Here is a 17,412-nt window from a genome sequence, read left to right on the forward strand (position 1 = left end):
CTACCTCGATTGTCAAATGGGCCCGCAGGCCGAATGCAGGTTGATTGGATCACGCTGGGCATGACTGCCCGCCTCCTCACTCGCGCCATTCCGGCGCTCGCCGTCGCCGGGCCCCGCCAAATTGCCCGCCTCCTCACTCGCGCCATTCCGGCGCTCGCCGTCGCCGGGTCCCGCCAAATTGCCCGCCTCCTCACTCGCGCCATTCCGGCGCTCGCCGTCGCCGGGCCCCGCCAAATTGCCCGCCTCCTCACTCGCGCCATTCCGGCGCTCGCCGTCGCCGGGCCCCGCCAAATTGCCCGCCTCCTCACTCGCGCCATTCCGGCGCTCGCCGTCGCCGGGCTAGGCATGGACCGATACTTCCGCGGCGGCGGGTTCGACAACCTGCGACGTCGGATCACCGGATTCCGTTGGGCGGCTGCCAGACATTTGCTGGGCGACATACTCGGCGACCGCAGTGGGAGTGGGATGATCGAAAATCACGGTAGGTGGCAGCGTCAGTCCGGTGGCGGTTTTGAGGCGGTTGCGTAACTCCACAGCCGTTAATGAGTCGAAACCGAGGTCGCCGAATTCGGTGTCGGGGTCGACGTCCTCGGCGGAGGGCCTACCCAGCACTGCCGCTGCCTGCAGACACACCAGCCCCACTAGCAGCTCGAGTTGTTCGTCCGCGGCCAGCCCGTGTAGGCGTTGAGCCAGCGCCGACTTCGACGAGGTGGCGTCACCGGTGTCGTCGATTTGGCGTCGGCGTGGGCGGCGCGCGAGCCCGCTGAACAGCGCCGGCAACGCACCGGCCTGGGCCCGGGCGTCTAGTGCAGCCCGGTCCAAGAGCGTGGCCACCGCCAGAGGGTGATCGATGGCCAGCGCAGCGTCAAACAATTCCACCGCTTCGGCAGGGCTCATCGGAGCCAGCCCGCTGCGGCTCATGCGGGCCAGATCTCGGCTGCTCAAATGCGCGGTCATGCCGCCAGGCTGTTCCCACAAACCCCACGCCAGTGATATCCCGGCCAACCCTGCGGCCTGCCGGTGAGCGGCCAACCCGTCCAGAAACGCGTTTGCCGCCGAGTAGTTGCCCTGCCCCGGCGAGCCGACCGTGGCCGCGATCGATGAGCACAGCGCAAACATCGACAAATCCAGGTCACTGGTGGCCTGGTGCAGGTTCCACGCCGCGTCCACCTTGGCCCGCAACACCGTATCGATGCGGTCCGGTGTCAACGAGGTGATCACTGCGTCATCGAGCACGCCGGCGGCATGAATCACCCCGCGCACCGGCGGGTACTCCCGCGACAGCTGGGCAAACAACCCCGCTACCGCAGCGCGATCGGCCACGTCACAGGCCACCACCTGCACCTTGGCGCCGGCCTCCGTCAAGTCGGCGGCCAATTCGGCCGCTCCCTCCGCGCGATCGCCCCGCCGACTGGCCAACACCAGATGACGCACCCCATAGGCGCCAACCAGGTGGCGGGCCAACACCCCACCAACCGCCCCGGTGGCACCGGTGATCACCACCGTGCCGTCGGCAAGCCGGTCGGCCAACGCCGAGGGCATGGTTAAGACAACCTTGCCGATATGGCGGGCCTGGCTCATGAACCGGAAGGCCGCCGGGGCGCAGCGCACATCCCACGTGGTGACCGGTAGCCGGTGCAGCTCCCGGGTGTCGAACAGCTCCCGCACCTCGGCCAACATCTCCTGCATGCGTGCCGGGCCGGCCTCCGACAGGTCGAACGCCCGATACTGCACGCCGGGATAATTAGCGGCGATCTCCTGCGCATCGCGGATATCCGTCTTGCCCATCTCGAGGAAACGCCCACCGCGGACCAGTAAGCGCAGCGACGCATCCACGAACTCACCGGCCAGCGAGTCGAGCACCACATCAACCCCGCGGCCCTCGGTGACCGCCAGGAACTTCTCCTCGAACTCGCATGTGCGGGAATCGCCGATATGGTCGTCGTCAAACCCCATGGCGCGCAGCGTGTCCCACTTGCCACGGCTGGCGGTGACGAAAACCTCCACGCCCCACTGGCGAGCCAGCTGCACAGCCGCCATGCCCACACCGCCGGTACCGGCATGGATCAGCACCGATTCGCCCGCCTTGATCTCGGCTAAATCGGCCAACCCGTACCAGGCCGTCAAGAACACCACCGGCACAGCGGCTGCCTGAGCAAACGACCAGCCTTGCGGCACCCGGGTAACCAGTTGCTGATCCACCACCGCCAGCGGACCGGCCCCGCCCAGGAATCCCATCACGGCGTCACCGACGGCAAGGTCGGTCACTTCGGGACCGGTCTCAAGCACCACCCCGGCGCCTTCGGCACCCAGCGGTGGGGCCTGGCCGGGATACATCCCTAGGGCGGCCACCACATCGCGGAAGTTGACCCCGACGGCCGCCACCGCCACGCGCACCTGCCCCGCCTGTAGCGGTGCCTGTACCTCCGGGCAGGGCCGGATCACCAAATCCTCCAGGGTCCCGCCACCACCGGCGGCCAATCGCCACGCCGACTCTGCCGCCGGTAACGCTAGCAACGCCGGGGCCGGGGACAGCCGGGGGGCGTGCACAGTGCCGCCGCGCACCAGCAGCTGGGGTTCCCCGACGCCGGCTAGCACCGAGGCATCCACCGCCGCATCGGTGTCGATCAACACGATCCGGCCGGGATTTTCGGCCTGCGCGGAACGCGCCATGCCCCACACCGCGGCGGCGGCCAGGTCGCTGATGTCCTCGCCAGCCAGCCCCACGCCACCATGGGTCAACACCACCAACGTGGCCGCCCGATCCGCGCCGAGCCAGGACTGCAACACCTCCAGGGCGGTGTGGGTGGCCGCATACACCGAGCCCACCACCGAGGATGCTTGGCCACCGGCAGACTCGAGTTCCCACACCACGACACTGGCGTCACCATCACTGCCGGCGCAAAAGTCCGCCCAAGACACCGGGGCAGGTGGGGCGGACCCGTTAGCGCCGCCGCTGACCACCGAGATCGGCGACCACACCACTTCCAGCGGCCCCTGATCGGACGCACCGCCGGCCGCGGTCACGGCGGCGCGCAGCTGTTCTGCGGTTATCGGGCGAGTAACCAGCGAGCGCACCGTCAACACCGGCAGCCCAGTGGCGTCGCAGACGTCCACGGAAATCGCATCCGCGCCCGCGGACGCGAAGCGGGCCCGCACCCGTCCAGCGCCGCCGGCATGCAGCGACACCCCACGCCAGCAAAACGGCAGTCTCGTCTCGGTGCTCGCCTGGGTCTTCTCGACGGCCAGCCCGAGGGCATGCAGCACCGCGTCCAACACCGCCGGATGCATCCCCATTCGGTCGACGGCCACGCCGGCCTCGCCGGGGGCTACAACTTCGGCGAACAGCTCCGACCCCCGCCGCCAGATCGCCACCAGACCCTGAAACGCGGGGCCGTAGGCATAACCGCGCTCGGCCAACTGCGCATAGCCGTCCGAGATATCCACACTCTCCGCGCCCTCGGGCGGCCACACGGACAAATCCATCGGCGTCTCAGCGGCAGCCACCCCCAGCATGCCTTCGGCGTTCAGCAACCAACCCTGGGATTGATCACCGCGGGAATACACCGACACCGCACGGTGCCCGGATTCATCGGCAGCCCCGACGACCACCTGCACCTGAACCCCGACACCCGGGTGCATCACCAACGGTGCGGCCAGCACCAACTCTTCGATGAGCGCGCACCCGACCTCATCACCGGCGCGGATCACCAACTCCACAAAACCCGCCCCGGGGAACAGCACCACCCCGTTCACCACGTGGTCGGCCAGCCACGGCTGATCCGCAAGCGACAACCGGCCGGTCAGCACCACCTCGTCAGAATCGGGCCGCTCGACCACCGCACCCAACAAGGCATGCTCGGTCGCGCCCAGACCCAACCCGGCCGCATCGGCGGGCCCATCCGCGCCCGGCGTCTCCCAAAACCGCCGTCGCTGAAACGCATACGTGGGCAGCTGCACTCGCCGTCCACCCGAGCCGGCGAACACCGCCGACCACTGCACCGGCACACCGGTGGTGAACACCTGACCGGCAGCACCGAGCGCCGAGGCCAGCTCGGGCCGGTCTTTGCCCAGCATCGACACCACCATCGCCTCAGCCGGGGCCAAGGACTGCTCGATCGAGCCAGTCAAACCACTTCCCGGGCCGGCCTCGATGAAGTGGGTCGCCCCAAGGGTCTGCAAATGACGCGCACTGTCCGCGAAGCGCACCGGCCGACGAACGTGGTCCACCCAGTACTGCGCCGACCCGAAATCAGGGCCGGCCAACTCGCCCGTCACGTTCGACACCAGCCCAAGCTGGGGCTCGCGTGCCTGCACCCGGGCCGCGACACGCGCGAACTCCTCGAGCATCGGCTCCATCAACGGCGAATGAAACGCATGCGAGACCGCCAACTGGTGCACCCGCCGACCCTGCGCGGCGAACCGATCCGCAATCGCATTTGCCGCGGCCTGCGCACCGGAGATCACCACCGATTCGGGCGCGTTGATCGCAGCGATCCCCACACCCTCACCCAGCAGCGGCTCCACCTCGTCCTCACTGGCAGCCACCGCCACCATCGCACCGCCTGCCGGCAGCGCCTGCATCAACCGGCCCCGCGCCACCACCAGCATCGCCGCGTCCGCCAACGTCAACACACCGGCCGCGTGCGCCGCCGCCAGCTCTCCAACGGAGTGACCCATGACGAAGTCCGGAAGCACACCCCAATCCCGCAACACCGCGAACGATGCCACCTCCACCGCGAACAACGCGGGCTGAGCAAATTCGGTGCTGTCAAGCAAATCCGCATCGGCACCCCAAATAACGTCGCGCAGCGGCAACCGCAGATGCCGGTCCAACTCGTCGGCCACCGCATCGAATGCCTGCGCAAACACGGGCAACTCGCCGTACAACTCGCGGCCCATCCCGATGCGCTGCGCGCCCTGCCCAGGAAACACGACCACCGTCTTGCCCACCGACCCTGGCTGACCGACCGCCACGCCGGCACCCGGCTCGCCCGCCGCGAGCCCAGCCAGCCCGGCAATCAGTTGCTCACGGCTTGCGCCGACCACCACCGCTCGGTGCTCAAACACCGAGCGACTGGCCAACGAGCACCCCACATCGATCGGATCCAGCCCTGGGTTGGCCTGCACGTGGGCCATAAGTCGACCCGCCTGCGCCGTCAACGCCTCAGCCGATCTCGCCGAAATCACCCACGGCACCATCGACGGCCGCGGCCCGCGGCCCCCGGTGCTTTCGCTCGCCTCAACCGGCGCCTCTGCGGGGGCTGGTACGGGGGCCTCTTCCAAGATCAGATGCGCGTTGGTGCCGCTGATCCCAAAGGAGGACACCGCCGCCCGGCGCGGACGCCCGTCAACCGACCACTCCCTGGCCTCGGTCAACACCGACACCGCGCCGCTGGTCCAATCCACCCGCGGGGAAGGCTCATCCACATGCAACGTCGCCGGCATCACCCCATGACGCATCGCCTGCACCATCTTGATCACCCCGGCGACCCCCGCGGCGGCCTGGGTGTGGCCCATGTTCGACTTGATTGAGCCCACCCACAGCGGCTGCTCCGCTGGACGTCCCTGCCCGTAGGTGGACAGCAATGCCTGCGCTTCGATGGGATCACCCAACGTGGTGGCGGTCCCGTGTGCCTCCACCACGTCTACGTCTGCGGCGGACAACCCGGCGTTGGCCAACGCCGCCTGGATCACTCGCTGCTGGGCGAGCCCATTGGGCGCGGTCAGCCCATTGGACGCACCATCCTGGTTGACCGCGCTCCCCCGCACCACCGCCAGCACCGAATGCCCCAACCGCCGGGCGTCCGATAGCCGCTCCAGCACAACCACCCCGGCGCCCTCGCCCCACCCGGTGCCGTCGGCCGCGGCCGCAAACGCCTTACATCGCCCATCGGCAGCCAACCCCCGCTGCCGGGAAAACCCCACAAAAATCGACGGCAGCCCCATCACCGTCACCCCACCGGCCAACGCCAAATCACACTCCCCGGAGCGCAATGACGACATCGCCCAATGGATCGCCACCAACGACGACGAACAAGCGGTATCCACTGACACCGCCGGGCCCTGCAGCCCCAATACGTACGACACACGTCCCGAGGCCACGCTGATTGACGTGCCGGTCAACCCGTACCCTTGCAGCCCCCCGGTATCCCTATTGCCGTAACTCGCCGCGAAAATGCCGGTGTACACCCCGGTCGCCGAACCACGCAACGACAACGGGTCAATCCCCGCGTGCTCCAACGCCTCCCACGAAACCTCCAGCATCAACCGCTGCTGAGGATCCATCGCCAACACTTCACTAGGAGCGATGCCGAAGAACCCGGCGTCAAAGCCGGTGGCGTCGTCTAGAAATGCCCCCCATCGCGTGTAGGTTTTGCCCTCAGCGTCGGGATCCGGATCGTATAGCCCCTCAACATCCCAGCCCCGATCGGTCGGAAACTCCGACACCACGTCGCGCCCCGCCGAAACGACATCCCAGAGTCCGTCCGGGCCATCCACGCCGCCCGGAAATCGGCAGCCGATTCCCACCACCGCCACCGGTTCTGTCGCGCGTTGCTCATATTCACGCAGCCGAGCGCGTGTCTCATCGAGCTCGACAGCAACCTTCTTTAGGTAGTGAAAAAGCTTTTCGCTCTGCTGGTCGGCACCTTCAACGCTCATCGTCCGTTGCTCCTCTATCACTTCCCAAGTTCGGAATCGATTAGCTGGAAAATTTCGTCAGGAGTCGAAGCAGCCTGGATCAGCTTGCCCAGGCCCGCCTCGCTGCCGGCGATGGTGCCCAGCAGGGCACGCAAACGGTCGGCCACCCGCTGCTTCTCGCCGTCGGCGATGACGGCCACCAGCTCTTCGACCTTGTTCAACTGCTCTTCGATTGCCCAAAGACCCGTCGCGCCGCTATTCACCGGACCGGCTGATTTCAATCGACCATGCCCGCCGGCCAGTTCGGCCTCCAAATACTGGGCTAATCCCGATATCGACCCGTAGTCCCACCCAACCGTCTCGGGTAACCGCAGGCCGGTAACTGCCGCCAATCGCTTGCACAGCGTGACTGTCATTTGCGAGTCAAAACCCAGCTCCGAGAAGGCGAGATCCTGATCGACCGACCAAGGATCTGGCTCACCTAACATCTTCGCGGCCTCGGCGCATACGGCATCCACCACCAGCCGCTGACGTTCTTGCCGCAAAGCGACCAACCGCTCGCGAAGAGTCGCCCCGCCGTCGTTTCCTCCGGCGATCGTCATGTTGGACGCCGACAGGTCATCACGCTGCGCCCGCACGCCGGACCCAGGTTCAGTCAACGAGAGTTCCCAAATCGGTTTGGTTGGACTCTGCTTGCGCAGGGCGCCACGCACCAATTTCCCGTTCGGGGTTCGAGGGAGTCGATCAACAACGGCAAACCTATGCGGCACCTTGAACGCAGACAATCGGTTGAGCAATCCGCGGTGAAGGTCTCGCATGACCGACCCATCGATGGTGGCACCGCTGGTCGCAACCAGAAAAGCCTGCAGTGTCGACGCGCCCGTGGACTCCCTTACCGCGACAACCGCGGCCTCAGCCACGGCTTCGTCCTCGATGATGAGTCGCTCGACCTCACGCGGATCAACGTTGACCCCTCCGATAACCTCGGTGTCGTCGGCGCGGCAGCGGTAGGTAACCCACCCGTCGCTGTCGATACACACCCTGTCCCGCGTGTCGAGCCAACCCTCATTCGCGACGGGGGAATCAGGCCGATTCCAATAGCCCTTAGCGATCGCCGGTCCGCGGACCCATAGGTCGCCCTCAACCCCAGGCCCGGCAGTTGTTCCATCCGGCGCTACAACACGAATCTCGTAGGGCGGCAGCACCCTTCCCAGCGTCCCCAGGCGCCATTCGTCAACCCGATTCGATACGAACGTCTGCCCGACCTCCGTAGATCCAATACCGTCCAGAATGGGGATGCCGCCAAAGAATTCCATGAGCCGCTCGGCAAGACCCAGCTCAAGGGCCTCCCCGGCTGACACCACACATCGAAGCGAACGGAAGGAATCAGGAGAACATGAGTCGATGACTCTGGCAAAGAAATTTGGCACACCGTAGAGCACCGATGGCCCAAATCGCGCGCTTAGAATGGCCGCTGCTTCTGGAGTTACCGGCGCCGAATTGATGACCGCGGAACCACCTGTCGCGAGTGGAAACCAGACCGAATTTCCTAGGCCGTAAGCAAAATACATGCGTGCACTACATAGCCCAGTATCTTCAGGAGTGAGCCGCAAGACTTTACGACACATAGCGTCCACGAACGTCAACGGGTCGGCGTGCCGATGAATCGCCGCCTTCGGCGGACCCGTGGTACCAGACGTATACGTAGCGTATGCGAGTGCGTCACCACCCATCGGTTCGTAGCCTCCAGGCGCGACTCGAGCCGCCTCGGACATGAGTTCCGCGGCTTCGGCCACCCGCGACGGCTGAAACCGATCGCGCAGCGCATCCGAGGTGACGACAAGCGCCGGTTCCGTGTTGCGTGCGGCCAACGCGTGGTCGTCGCGATGCAGCTCCGGATTCGCTAGAAACGCCATAACCCCACGAGCCAGGCACGCCAGCAATAGCTGCACCAGGTCGGGCGAATCCGGCAGGCACAACAGAACCCGATCACCACTGGATAGTCCGCGGTTTCTCAGCACTTCCCCAAGACGTGCGGCACCGTCGTGGATTTGACCATGAGTCACCACATCGGCCGCATAGAAGGCCGGCCGGTCGTACCATCCCGCCTCCGATGCCTGCTCAGCCAGGAGCCCCGCTAGATTCCCATTCCGCATTTATTGGATGACCGCCCTAGCGCGCCAGAGTGATGGCATTTGAAAACTGCCAGCGATCAGGTTCTTCATGCGGAGCATCTCGAAATACGCTTCGTAGAAAGTGCTCCGTCACCACCATGATCGGCTGGCCTCCGGAAATAACGCGATAACGGCGGGCAACGGCTCTCTTTCGGGAATTCTGATACCCGTGGAGCGCGAGCCAACCTGGCAAATCTCCGACCCAGACTTTAGCCTCTTCCTTGAAGGTCTCGATGTGGCTGGCTGCCATAACCTCGCCGAGAGGATCGTTTGTCTGCGTCAACCTTGTTATAATTGCAGCCGGCAACCGATCAATCGCAATCAACGACTCCGCGGCTACAAATAAGTGTTCCGAGTTCCGACCTTTAAGTATGATGTACCGCTGCAGAACACGGCCGACCCCCACCTGCCCTAGCTGCTCGAATTCGGATAGCTTCGGTGAAACATCGTGAATCCGCTGCTTGACGATTTGCACGATCACCTCATCGTCAGCGACAATGTTGAGAACCCTAGTGAGGGTGCCATTAGCTGCTATCAGTATTCGAAGGTCACGATTGAGCTTTCGGATCTCTTGATCAGATAGAAAACACTCGGTCATATTCTTCCCCCACATACATGCGCTGTTATGCCATAGCATCTAGGCGGCTGAATTCGTGATGTAGGTAACGCTCAACGCTGGCCGAACGCCGAACCTTACCGCTGGTGGTGACCGGAATAGAACCCGGCGCCACCATAACGACATCCGCGACGCGCAGACGATGTGACCTGGATATCGCGGAGGCGACTTCACGTTTGACGGTGCGGAGTCGATTCTTTTCCTCCTCATCTGTGCGACCCCGCTTCATGAGTTCGATAATGGTTACCAGCTTTTCAGTACGGTCATCGGGCACCGCAATCGCCACAACCCGGCCGCCGGTGATTTCCTGGATCGTCGCCTCGATGTCTTCCGGATAGTGGTTGGCCCCATCCACCACCAACAGCTCCTTGATGCGACCCGTGATGAACAGTTCGCCCTCGAAAATGACGCCGAGGTCTCCGGTCCGCAGCCACGGACCTTCCGAAGTCCCGGGCGAGGGAGTGACGAGCCGCGCGCGGAACGTCGCCTCCGTCTGCTGCGGGTTGCGCCAGTAGCCCAAGCCGACGTTGTCTCCCTGCACCCAGATTTCGCCAACCGTCCCCGCGGGATTCTCCATCCTGGTTTCGGGGTCGACGATCCGCACGGTTGACGCCCGGGGAGCTCCATAACTCACCAGGTTGGCTCCCTCGCTGCCGTTCTCGGCACGCTTCGCCTGACCGACCGACAGCTGCTGGTAGTCAAAGCAAACACTCTTCGGCGCGCGTCCCGGTCCGGCGGTCGCCACGTACACCGTCGCCTCCGCGAGCCCATATGACGGCCGGATTGCCGTCTCGCTGAGGTTGAACGGGGCGAACCGCTCGGTGAAGCGCCGCAGCGTCGCGACGTTTACTCGTTCGGCGCCGGTGACGATCGTCCGCACATGCCCGAGGTCAAGTCCAGCCATATCGTCGTCGGATGTTCTGCGTACCGCCAATTCGAAACCGAAATTCGGTGCGCTGGAAATCTGTGCGCGGTGTTTGGCTAATAATTGCATCCAACGGGCCGGCCGCTGCAAGAATGCCATGGGACTCATCAACACCGCGGTGTCTTGATTGATCATCGGGAGAATGATGCCCAGCATCAACCCCATGTCGTGATAGAACGGCAGCCACGATACGGGAGTTGACGGAACCTTTTCCGAATCCCCGATGTAATCGGACATTAGCTGTACGCAGTTGGTGATGACATTCTTGTGCGAGAGGACAACACCGGCCGGCGCGCGGGTCGAACCGGATGTGTACTGTAGATATGCTGTGCTCGGACGCTCGAACCGAGTCGGATCGAGCGCTCTGGATGAGCTCAAGTCCAGAGCGTCCACAGCCACGACGATGGGCGCGGACTGGCCCTGTGCGGCGCACGCATGTGGCGCATATGTCGTGACCTCGTCAATAACCGACGAGGTCGTAAGAATAATGGACGGCGCAGAGTCTCGTAATGCCGAAGATATTCGTTCGTCGTGAATGCCGAATTGTGGCACCGGAAGAGGAACCGCAATGAGACCAGCCTGCAGCACACCCATAAAGGCGATGATGTATTCAAGGCCCTGCGGGGCCAATATCGCGACCCGATCACCGCTTGACGCGTATATCCAGAGCTCCTCTGCCACGATCATCGCTCGCCGGTGGACTTGCCACCACGTCACGGTTTCGGTGAAGCCAGCCGGATCCGTGTCATAGTCAATGAACTTGTACGCCGCGCGATTGGGGTACTGGCTCGCCGCCTTCTGTAGGAGATCAGCGAGCGACGACTCGCTCATAGCGAATCGCGATGTGCTCCCGTTCAGCGGTTGTGCCGCTTGCTCACCGGTGCCCCATGCCGGTTGTGTCGCCACCTCGCCCGCGGCATGAAATGACGAGTTGGTTTTCATGGTCTTCCTTCAGCTATGGACGGCAGAGAGCAGACGGCTGCGCTGCCGCTTTCATACGAATCCGAGTCGGCGCATAGCGTCTGTACCTTGCCCGGGCTCGCGACGCGATTCGTTAAGGTCTCACGACCATAGCAGGTACGGGCCACACCCGAGGGCCTAATGGGATTGACGGAATCGTCAGCCGCGGCGTCAGCGCTGGCTGCAGCCCCATTCGCGAAACACACCGTTGGGCTGGCTTCGCTAAGCCTAATGAGCACCGTCTTCGATGTCGACCTGCTGATCGTGCCGGAGCGAATTCGCCAGCGCCGTGCGATTCGTTCGATCCGGTCGCGACGGGTGGCACCCGCAGAGCGCTGTCAGACCCCACAGGTCACAGTTCAGAGACCGCAACCGACTGATCCCGCCGGTACACCGTGCCCCCACCAACACGAATCACGGCAAGCCCGTTGCGGCGAGGCCGAACCGAGTAACCGCTGATCAATGGCCTGACCTCAAGTCAGCTGAACGTGCGCACGGCTGACCTGTGGGCACTCTGGGAAATTCACATCGAGTTCCAAGCTCGACACGCCGAAATCGCCTGCCGCACGCCGCGATTGGCACGCCAGCCGCTGGGCCGGCTTACCCCATCTTCGCGAGAGTGGCGCAAATCATAGCTTCTTGAGCCCGCGCAAAACCTTGGCGTGCGGCAGGACAGCCGTCACCGTCTTGCGCAGGCTAGGGTTAACCAAACTGCCGTTGATCAGCACAACGTAGCGCAGCCCGTGATCTCGCCATTCCGCTACTTGATCGATGACTTCGTCAGGGGTTCCACTGAAGACGACTTCTTTCATAAGCGCAGCCGGGACCTTGGCCGCGTAGGACAAAACCGTCTGTTTGTCCATGGTTTGCGGGATGATGTCCTGCACACCGGAGAAGTCGGCTCCCATTGGATGCTCGACGCCGTGACGCGCCCAGGCTTCCCCAGGTACCCCGAGCGCGGTCATCTTCACAACGACAGATTCCAGCGCCTCTTCCACGTCGTCGCGATTCCGTCCAGTGATGATGCCGCGCACCGCCGCCGGAGTAATCGACATTGGGTCGCGTCCGGCATCGGACGCCGCGCTGCGCACCGCTTCGAGTGCGCGACTGTAGTCGCTGGGACGAACCACAACAATGGGAATCCAGGCATCGGCGTAACGTCCGGTGGCCCGTAACATCCGCGGCCCGTGGGCCGCGACCCAGATTTCGGGCCATTTCCCACGGTATGGCGGAAGGTCGAACAAGGCGTTATGTAACGGAAAGTATGGCGATTCACGTGAGATAAGCTCCCCGTTTGAATTCCACAACGCGCGAATGGTGGCCAGGGCTTCTTCGAACCGCGCCACCGGTTTGGTCCACTCCACACCGTAGGGCTCGTTGCCTTCACGTTCCCCGACACCGATACCCAATATGGCTCGGCCTCGGGTAAGCAAGTGCAAAGTCGCGGCAGCCTGGGCTGTGACCGCTGGATTGCGCCGACCTGCATCGGTCACGCACACGCCCAGTCGCAGACGGCTGGGCAACCCGAAGGCGAGGTTTCCAAGCATCGTCCACGGTTCGTAATTGGCATCGATCTTGGGCACGAATTTCGCCGCAATTCCGAGATATTCGGAAGTCGCAATCGAGCGCGGCACCAGCGCATTCAGATGGTCGCCGACCCAATACGAGTCGGCGCCCATCACGGTGGCGGCCGCCATGCTAGACCGTGCCGGCAGGGTCGGCGGCAACCGCGAGTGCACGAGGGCATCAACAAAACCGAAACGAAGTCCGCCCACGCCTACCCCTTGTCTACTACGCTGTTGACCAACGTCATGGCTAGGAACGCTACCTCAGCGAGTCATGTCCGCGCGGTCGCGCGTTGAGCAACACCGGGGTCGGATGTCATGGCATCGACCGCGGGCTCGGTGTTGCGCCAACTTCTCTTCTGACGCATCGCTCGTACATACTGTCTGCCATACTCCTTGCCCATGGCCTTCAGTCGAACCCACAGCCTCCTCGCCCGCGCGGGCAGTACCTCGACCTACAAGAGAGTTTGGCGGTACTGGTACCCGTTGATGACGCGCGGACTCGGTAACGACGAAATCGTGTTCATCAACTGGGCCTATGAGGAAGATCCGCCGATGGACCTGCCACTGGAGGCATCCGACGAGCCCAACCGAGCCCACATCAACCTGTACCACCGCACCGCGACCCAGGTCGATCTGGGCGGCAAGCAGGTGCTGGAGGTCAGTTGCGGACACGGCGGCGGAGCCTCTTACCTCACACGCACGTTGCACCCGGCCTCCTACACCGGCCTGGACTTGAACCAGGCGGGAATCAAGTTGTGCAAGAAACGACACCGGCTGCCTGGTTTGGACTTCGTGCGAGGTGACGCCGAAAACCTGCCCTTCGACGACGAATCCTTCGATGTTGTGCTCAATGTCGAAGCCTCGCACTGTTACCCGCACTTTCGGCGTTTCCTCGCCGAGGTGGTTCGCGTGCTGCGCCCAGGAGGGTACTTCCCATACGCCGACCTGCGCCCCAACAATGAGATCGCCGCATGGGAGGCCGACCTCGCTGCTACCCCGCTGCGGCAACTGTCGCAGCGGCAAATCAACGCCGAAGTGCTGCGCGGCATCGGAAACAATTCACAGAAGTCACGGGACCTGGTCGACCGCCATTTGCCGGCCTTCCTGCGTTTCGCGGGCCGCGAATTCATCGGTGTGCAGGGCACGCAGCTGTCCCGCTACCTGGAAGGCGGGGAACTCTCGTACCGGATGTACTGCTTCACCAAGGACTGAGCCAGTTTCGGGTAATGTCGCCCGGATGAGCCCAGCTGAGCGCGAGTTCGACATCGTTCTATATGGCGCCACCGGCTTCTCCGGCAAGCTGACCGCCGAACACCTCGCTCACAGCGGGTCAACAGCACGGATCGCATTGGCCGGTCGGTCAAGCGAACGGCTGCGGGGCGTGCGGATGATGTTGGGCCCGAACGCAGCGGACTGGCCGCTGATCCTCGCCGACGCATCCCAACCCTTGACGCTCGAGGCGATGGCCGCGCGGGCCCAGGTGGTGCTGACCACGGTCGGCCCCTACACGCGTTACGGCCTGCCGCTGGTGGCGGCCTGCGCGAAGGCCGGAACCGACTATGCCGACCTGACTGGCGAGTTGATGTTCTGCCGAAACAGCATCGATCTGTACCACAAACAAGCCGCCGACACGGGCGCCCGGATAATCCTGGCGTGCGGATTCGATTCGATCCCTTCGGATTTGAACGTGTATCAGCTGTACCGTCGGTCCGTCGAGGACGGCACCGGTGAACTGTGTGACACCGACCTCGTGCTGCGTTCATTCTCGCAACGCTGGGTCTCCGGCGGCTCGGTAGCAACGTATTCCGAAGCAATGCGCACGGCATCCAGCGACCCCGAGGCCCGTCGGCTCGTCACCGACCCGTACACGCTGACCACGGACCGGGGCGCCGAACCCGAACTTGGTGCGCAGCCGGATTTTCTTCGGCGTCCAGGACGTGATCTGGCGCCCGAACTTGCCGGCTTCTGGACCGGCGGGTTTGTGCAGGCTCCGTTTAACACTCGAATCGTTCGGCGTAGCAACGCATTACAGGAGTGGGCTTATGGCCGGCGGTTCCGCTACTCGGAAACAATGAGTCTGGGAAAGTCGATGGCGGCGCCGATTCTCGCCGCAGCCGTCACCGGCACCATCGGGTTGGGGAATAAGTATTTCGACCGACTACCCCGACGATTAGTGGAGCGCGTCACGCCAAAGCCAGGCACCGGTCCGAGCCGGAAAACGCAAGAGCGGGGCCATTACACCTTCGAGACGTACACCACCACGACGACCGGTGCCCGCTACAGGGCGACTTTCGCGCACAACGTCGACGCGTACAAGTCGACCGCGGTGTTGCTCGCGCAGAGTGGTCTGGCGCTGGCGCTCGATCGCGATCGGCTCGCCGAGCTGCGGGGGGTGCTCACTCCCGCAGCGGCGATGGGCGATGCGTTGTTGGCGCGCCTCCCGGGCGCCGGCGTGGTCATGGGAACGACCAGGCTGAGCTAACATCTCCACCCCGGCCGCCAGCAAGATTAGCTATGCCATGGGCACATTAGCCCAATCCGGTTCTCCCAGATCTGGGCCTTTGCCGCCGAGAATCAAACTCCTGACGACAACCCACGTTCACATGTGGGCTTCAGCACCGGCGCTGCACCATCGGAAGCTCCTCGACCAGGGTCGGCAGGTTCAGCGGAGCCCGCGAAGCGACAAACACCGCACGAGCCAAACCTGTGGAAGCTATCGGTCCGTTCGCCCGCCAATCCAGTGGAAACTGCCGGTGCCGGGGCTGCGTAGCGGTCACATATACGTGCGGCATCTTCTCCCTCAGTCGGTTCATCACCCACACGCGCGAAGGCCGACACCCCGTGCCGGTTATCGCCTGGCTCGGCGAGGAAGCCCTCTCACTAACCAGAAAAGGCTCGTCTTCGCCGGAATAGCTCACGCATGTCTCCAGCAGCAGAAGGTCCACTGCGCGGTCACACATCCACGCCAGCGCCTCGGCAGGACGGGAGAGGTGGTAGAGCACTCCATAGCAGTACACCACGTCGTATTGGTGCGCTTCTGCTGGGAGATCGCCGTCGAGATCTAGGTGGTCGACTGTGACATTGGGATTGGACCCGAAGCGTTGGCGAATGACATCCAGATTCTCCCCCCGGGGCTCGGTGCAGAGCACCTTGCACCCGCGGTCGAGGAAGAACTGCGTGTGATCGCCGATCCCGGCACCAACCTCCAGCACGCTCTTGTTGCCGAGGTCGAGCCCCAGCGTGGCCAGGTGCTCCTGACGGCGGGCGTTGTGCCGAAGGTAAAAGATGCTGTGAAAATGCCGTTCCGCAGTCGGGCGCAACATGCCGGGGAGTCGCATCAGGCGAGGATAGCGCACCTCGCCGAGGAGAAACGCTCGCCGATGGCTATCGAGCTGCTGACACGTCTGCGGCCCCAGCGTATCGACCTCCTCGAGCCCACGCCCGCTTGGCCCTGGACGCCACCGCCACCCAGCAGCGCAAACGCCCGGGGCAAGCACTCGAGGTAGAGAGCGGCAGCCGGCGCCAGCTATCCCTTCCGGCTCGGAATAAAGAAGTAGCAGTACCGGTCGTCGCGGTGCCGTTGGTAGGGCTGCAGCCCCGCATCGTCGGCGTAGACGAACGGTTCGTAACCGTACGCGCGGATGTCCGCAATGGTCCGTTCCGGGTCCGGATTAGAGGCGGCGCCCCCGTAGATCTCCACCAGCAGGACCGGGCGATCGCGCCGCAGAAGCTCCGCGGCGCCCGCGATGACCGCGCGCTCGAGGCCCTCAACGTCGATCTTCAGCAGACCCACCGGGAGGGGCAGCTCGGCGGCGAGCGCGTCCAGCGTGGTACACGGCACCCGTGTCCGCTCGCGAATCCGAATTCGTCCCGTGTCGTTTAGCGAACTGAAGGCGCTGTCGGCCGCCACGAAAAAGTCGACCTCGCCGACCGCGTCCCCGGCGGCCGTCCGCAGCGTGCGGATGCGGTCTTGCAGGCCGTTGGCGGCCACGTTGGCCTCCAACCGCGAATGGGTGCCCGGCGCCGGCTCCAGGGCTACCACCGGGGCTAACCTCGCCCAGGCCAGGCTGTGTATGCCGACGTTGGCTCCGACGTCGAGGATGCAGCGGTCTGGGTAGAGCGCGGAATAGAGCGCCGCCGCGATGTCGATCTCGGTCTCCTCGAACCCGCCGGTCAACCGAACGATCCACGCGATGGCCGACCCCGGCTCAAGGGTGACCTGGAGGCCGCGCCAATACCAGGGGGCCAGCCGCCACCGATGGGGGGGCAAGCCAAACGGCCGCCAGCGTTGCAGGCTTCGAACGAGGCGGTTTGGCATGGCGCACTCTAACATCCGGATCGCCCGCATCCGGTAGGTCGGCCGTTGAGCTCCGAGGTTCTCGAAACAACCAGCGGTGCCCAGATCCAAAGGGCGCCAACGCCGCTGGCCCTTCGCCGGCCCAAGCCGTCTGCACACTACCACCCGCATCAGGCGCACATCTTGGAACTGCACCAGGTCCAATCGTCAGCAGCGCCTGGCGTTGTGAC

Annotated in this window: 9 protein-coding genes; 2 read left to right on the forward strand and 7 right to left on the reverse strand. The window is 64.3% G+C overall.

Annotation, left to right across the window (positions count from 1 at the left end; all coding sequences use genetic code 11):
- Nucleotides 1-339: 339 nt before the first annotated feature.
- The 5 genes from FF952_RS15545 to FF952_RS15565 all read right to left on the reverse strand — a co-directional run bounded on the left by FF952_RS15545 (nucleotide 340) and on the right by FF952_RS15565 (nucleotide 13,092).
- A complete protein-coding gene (locus FF952_RS15545; protein ID WP_031653922.1) occupies nucleotides 340-6,663 on the reverse strand; it encodes a type I polyketide synthase in 6,324 nt (2,107 codons plus the stop codon).
- Nucleotides 6,664-6,680: 17 nt separating this feature from the next.
- Nucleotides 6,681-8,798, reverse strand: coding sequence for a p-hydroxybenzoic acid--AMP ligase FadD22 (locus FF952_RS15550; RefSeq protein WP_003904127.1), 2,118 nt, complete (start codon nucleotides 8,796-8,798; stop codon nucleotides 6,681-6,683).
- A 16-nt stretch (nucleotides 8,799-8,814) separates the two neighbouring features.
- A complete protein-coding gene (locus FF952_RS15555) occupies nucleotides 8,815-9,414 on the reverse strand; it encodes a chorismate--pyruvate lyase family protein (protein ID WP_003414887.1) in 600 nt (199 codons plus the stop codon).
- Nucleotides 9,415-9,439: 25 nt separating this feature from the next.
- The gene (gene fadD29, locus FF952_RS15560; RefSeq protein WP_003912041.1) at nucleotides 9,440-11,188 is read right to left on the reverse strand and encodes a 4-hydroxyphenylalkanoate adenylyltransferase FadD29; all 1,749 of its coding nucleotides are present in this window, start codon (nucleotides 11,186-11,188) and stop codon (nucleotides 9,440-9,442) included.
- A gap of 758 nt (nucleotides 11,189-11,946) precedes the next feature.
- Nucleotides 11,947-13,092, reverse strand: a complete 1,146-nt coding sequence (locus tag FF952_RS15565; RefSeq protein ID WP_003414891.1) for a phthiodiolone/phenolphthiodiolone dimycocerosates ketoreductase — start codon at nucleotides 13,090-13,092, stop codon at nucleotides 11,947-11,949.
- A gap of 192 nt (nucleotides 13,093-13,284) precedes the next feature.
- Between FF952_RS15565 and FF952_RS15570 the strand changes: the two genes are divergently transcribed.
- Together FF952_RS15570 and FF952_RS15575 are read left to right on the forward strand one after the other, a co-directional pair.
- Nucleotides 13,285-14,097: a phthiotriol/phenolphthiotriol dimycocerosates methyltransferase gene (locus FF952_RS15570; protein ID WP_003414900.1), complete on the forward strand. Its 813-nt coding sequence runs from the start codon at nucleotides 13,285-13,287 to the stop codon at nucleotides 14,095-14,097.
- Between the two features lie 25 nt (nucleotides 14,098-14,122).
- Complete coding sequence (locus FF952_RS15575; RefSeq protein ID WP_003904129.1) at nucleotides 14,123-15,367, forward strand: trans-acting enoyl reductase; 1,245 nt, start codon at nucleotides 14,123-14,125, stop codon at nucleotides 15,365-15,367.
- Nucleotides 15,368-15,497: 130 nt separating this feature from the next.
- On the opposite strand, the gene FF952_RS15580 is transcribed toward FF952_RS15575, so the two are convergent.
- Both FF952_RS15580 and FF952_RS15585 read right to left on the reverse strand, forming a co-directional pair.
- Nucleotides 15,498-16,223: a [2,4-di-O-methyl-alpha-L-fucopyranosyl-(1->3)-alpha-L-rhamnopyranosyl-(1->3)-2-O-methyl-alpha-L-rhamnopyranosyl] dimycocerosyl phenol-phthiocerol 3'''-O-methyltransferase gene (locus FF952_RS15580; RefSeq protein ID WP_003414905.1), complete on the reverse strand. Its 726-nt coding sequence runs from the start codon at nucleotides 16,221-16,223 to the stop codon at nucleotides 15,498-15,500.
- Between the two features lie 188 nt (nucleotides 16,224-16,411).
- Nucleotides 16,412-17,377, reverse strand: a complete 966-nt coding sequence (locus FF952_RS15585) for a [2-O-methyl-alpha-L-fucopyranosyl-(1->3)-alpha-L-rhamnopyranosyl-(1->3)-2-O-methyl-alpha-L-rhamnopyranosyl] dimycocerosyl phenol-phthiocerol 4'''-O-methyltransferase (RefSeq protein WP_003904130.1) — start codon at nucleotides 17,375-17,377, stop codon at nucleotides 16,412-16,414.
- Nucleotides 17,378-17,412: the final 35 nt, after the last annotated feature.

The sequence above is a fragment of the Mycobacterium tuberculosis complex sp. N0072 genome, assembly GCF_030323725.1.
Taxonomy (GTDB): domain Bacteria; phylum Actinomycetota; class Actinomycetes; order Mycobacteriales; family Mycobacteriaceae; genus Mycobacterium; species Mycobacterium tuberculosis.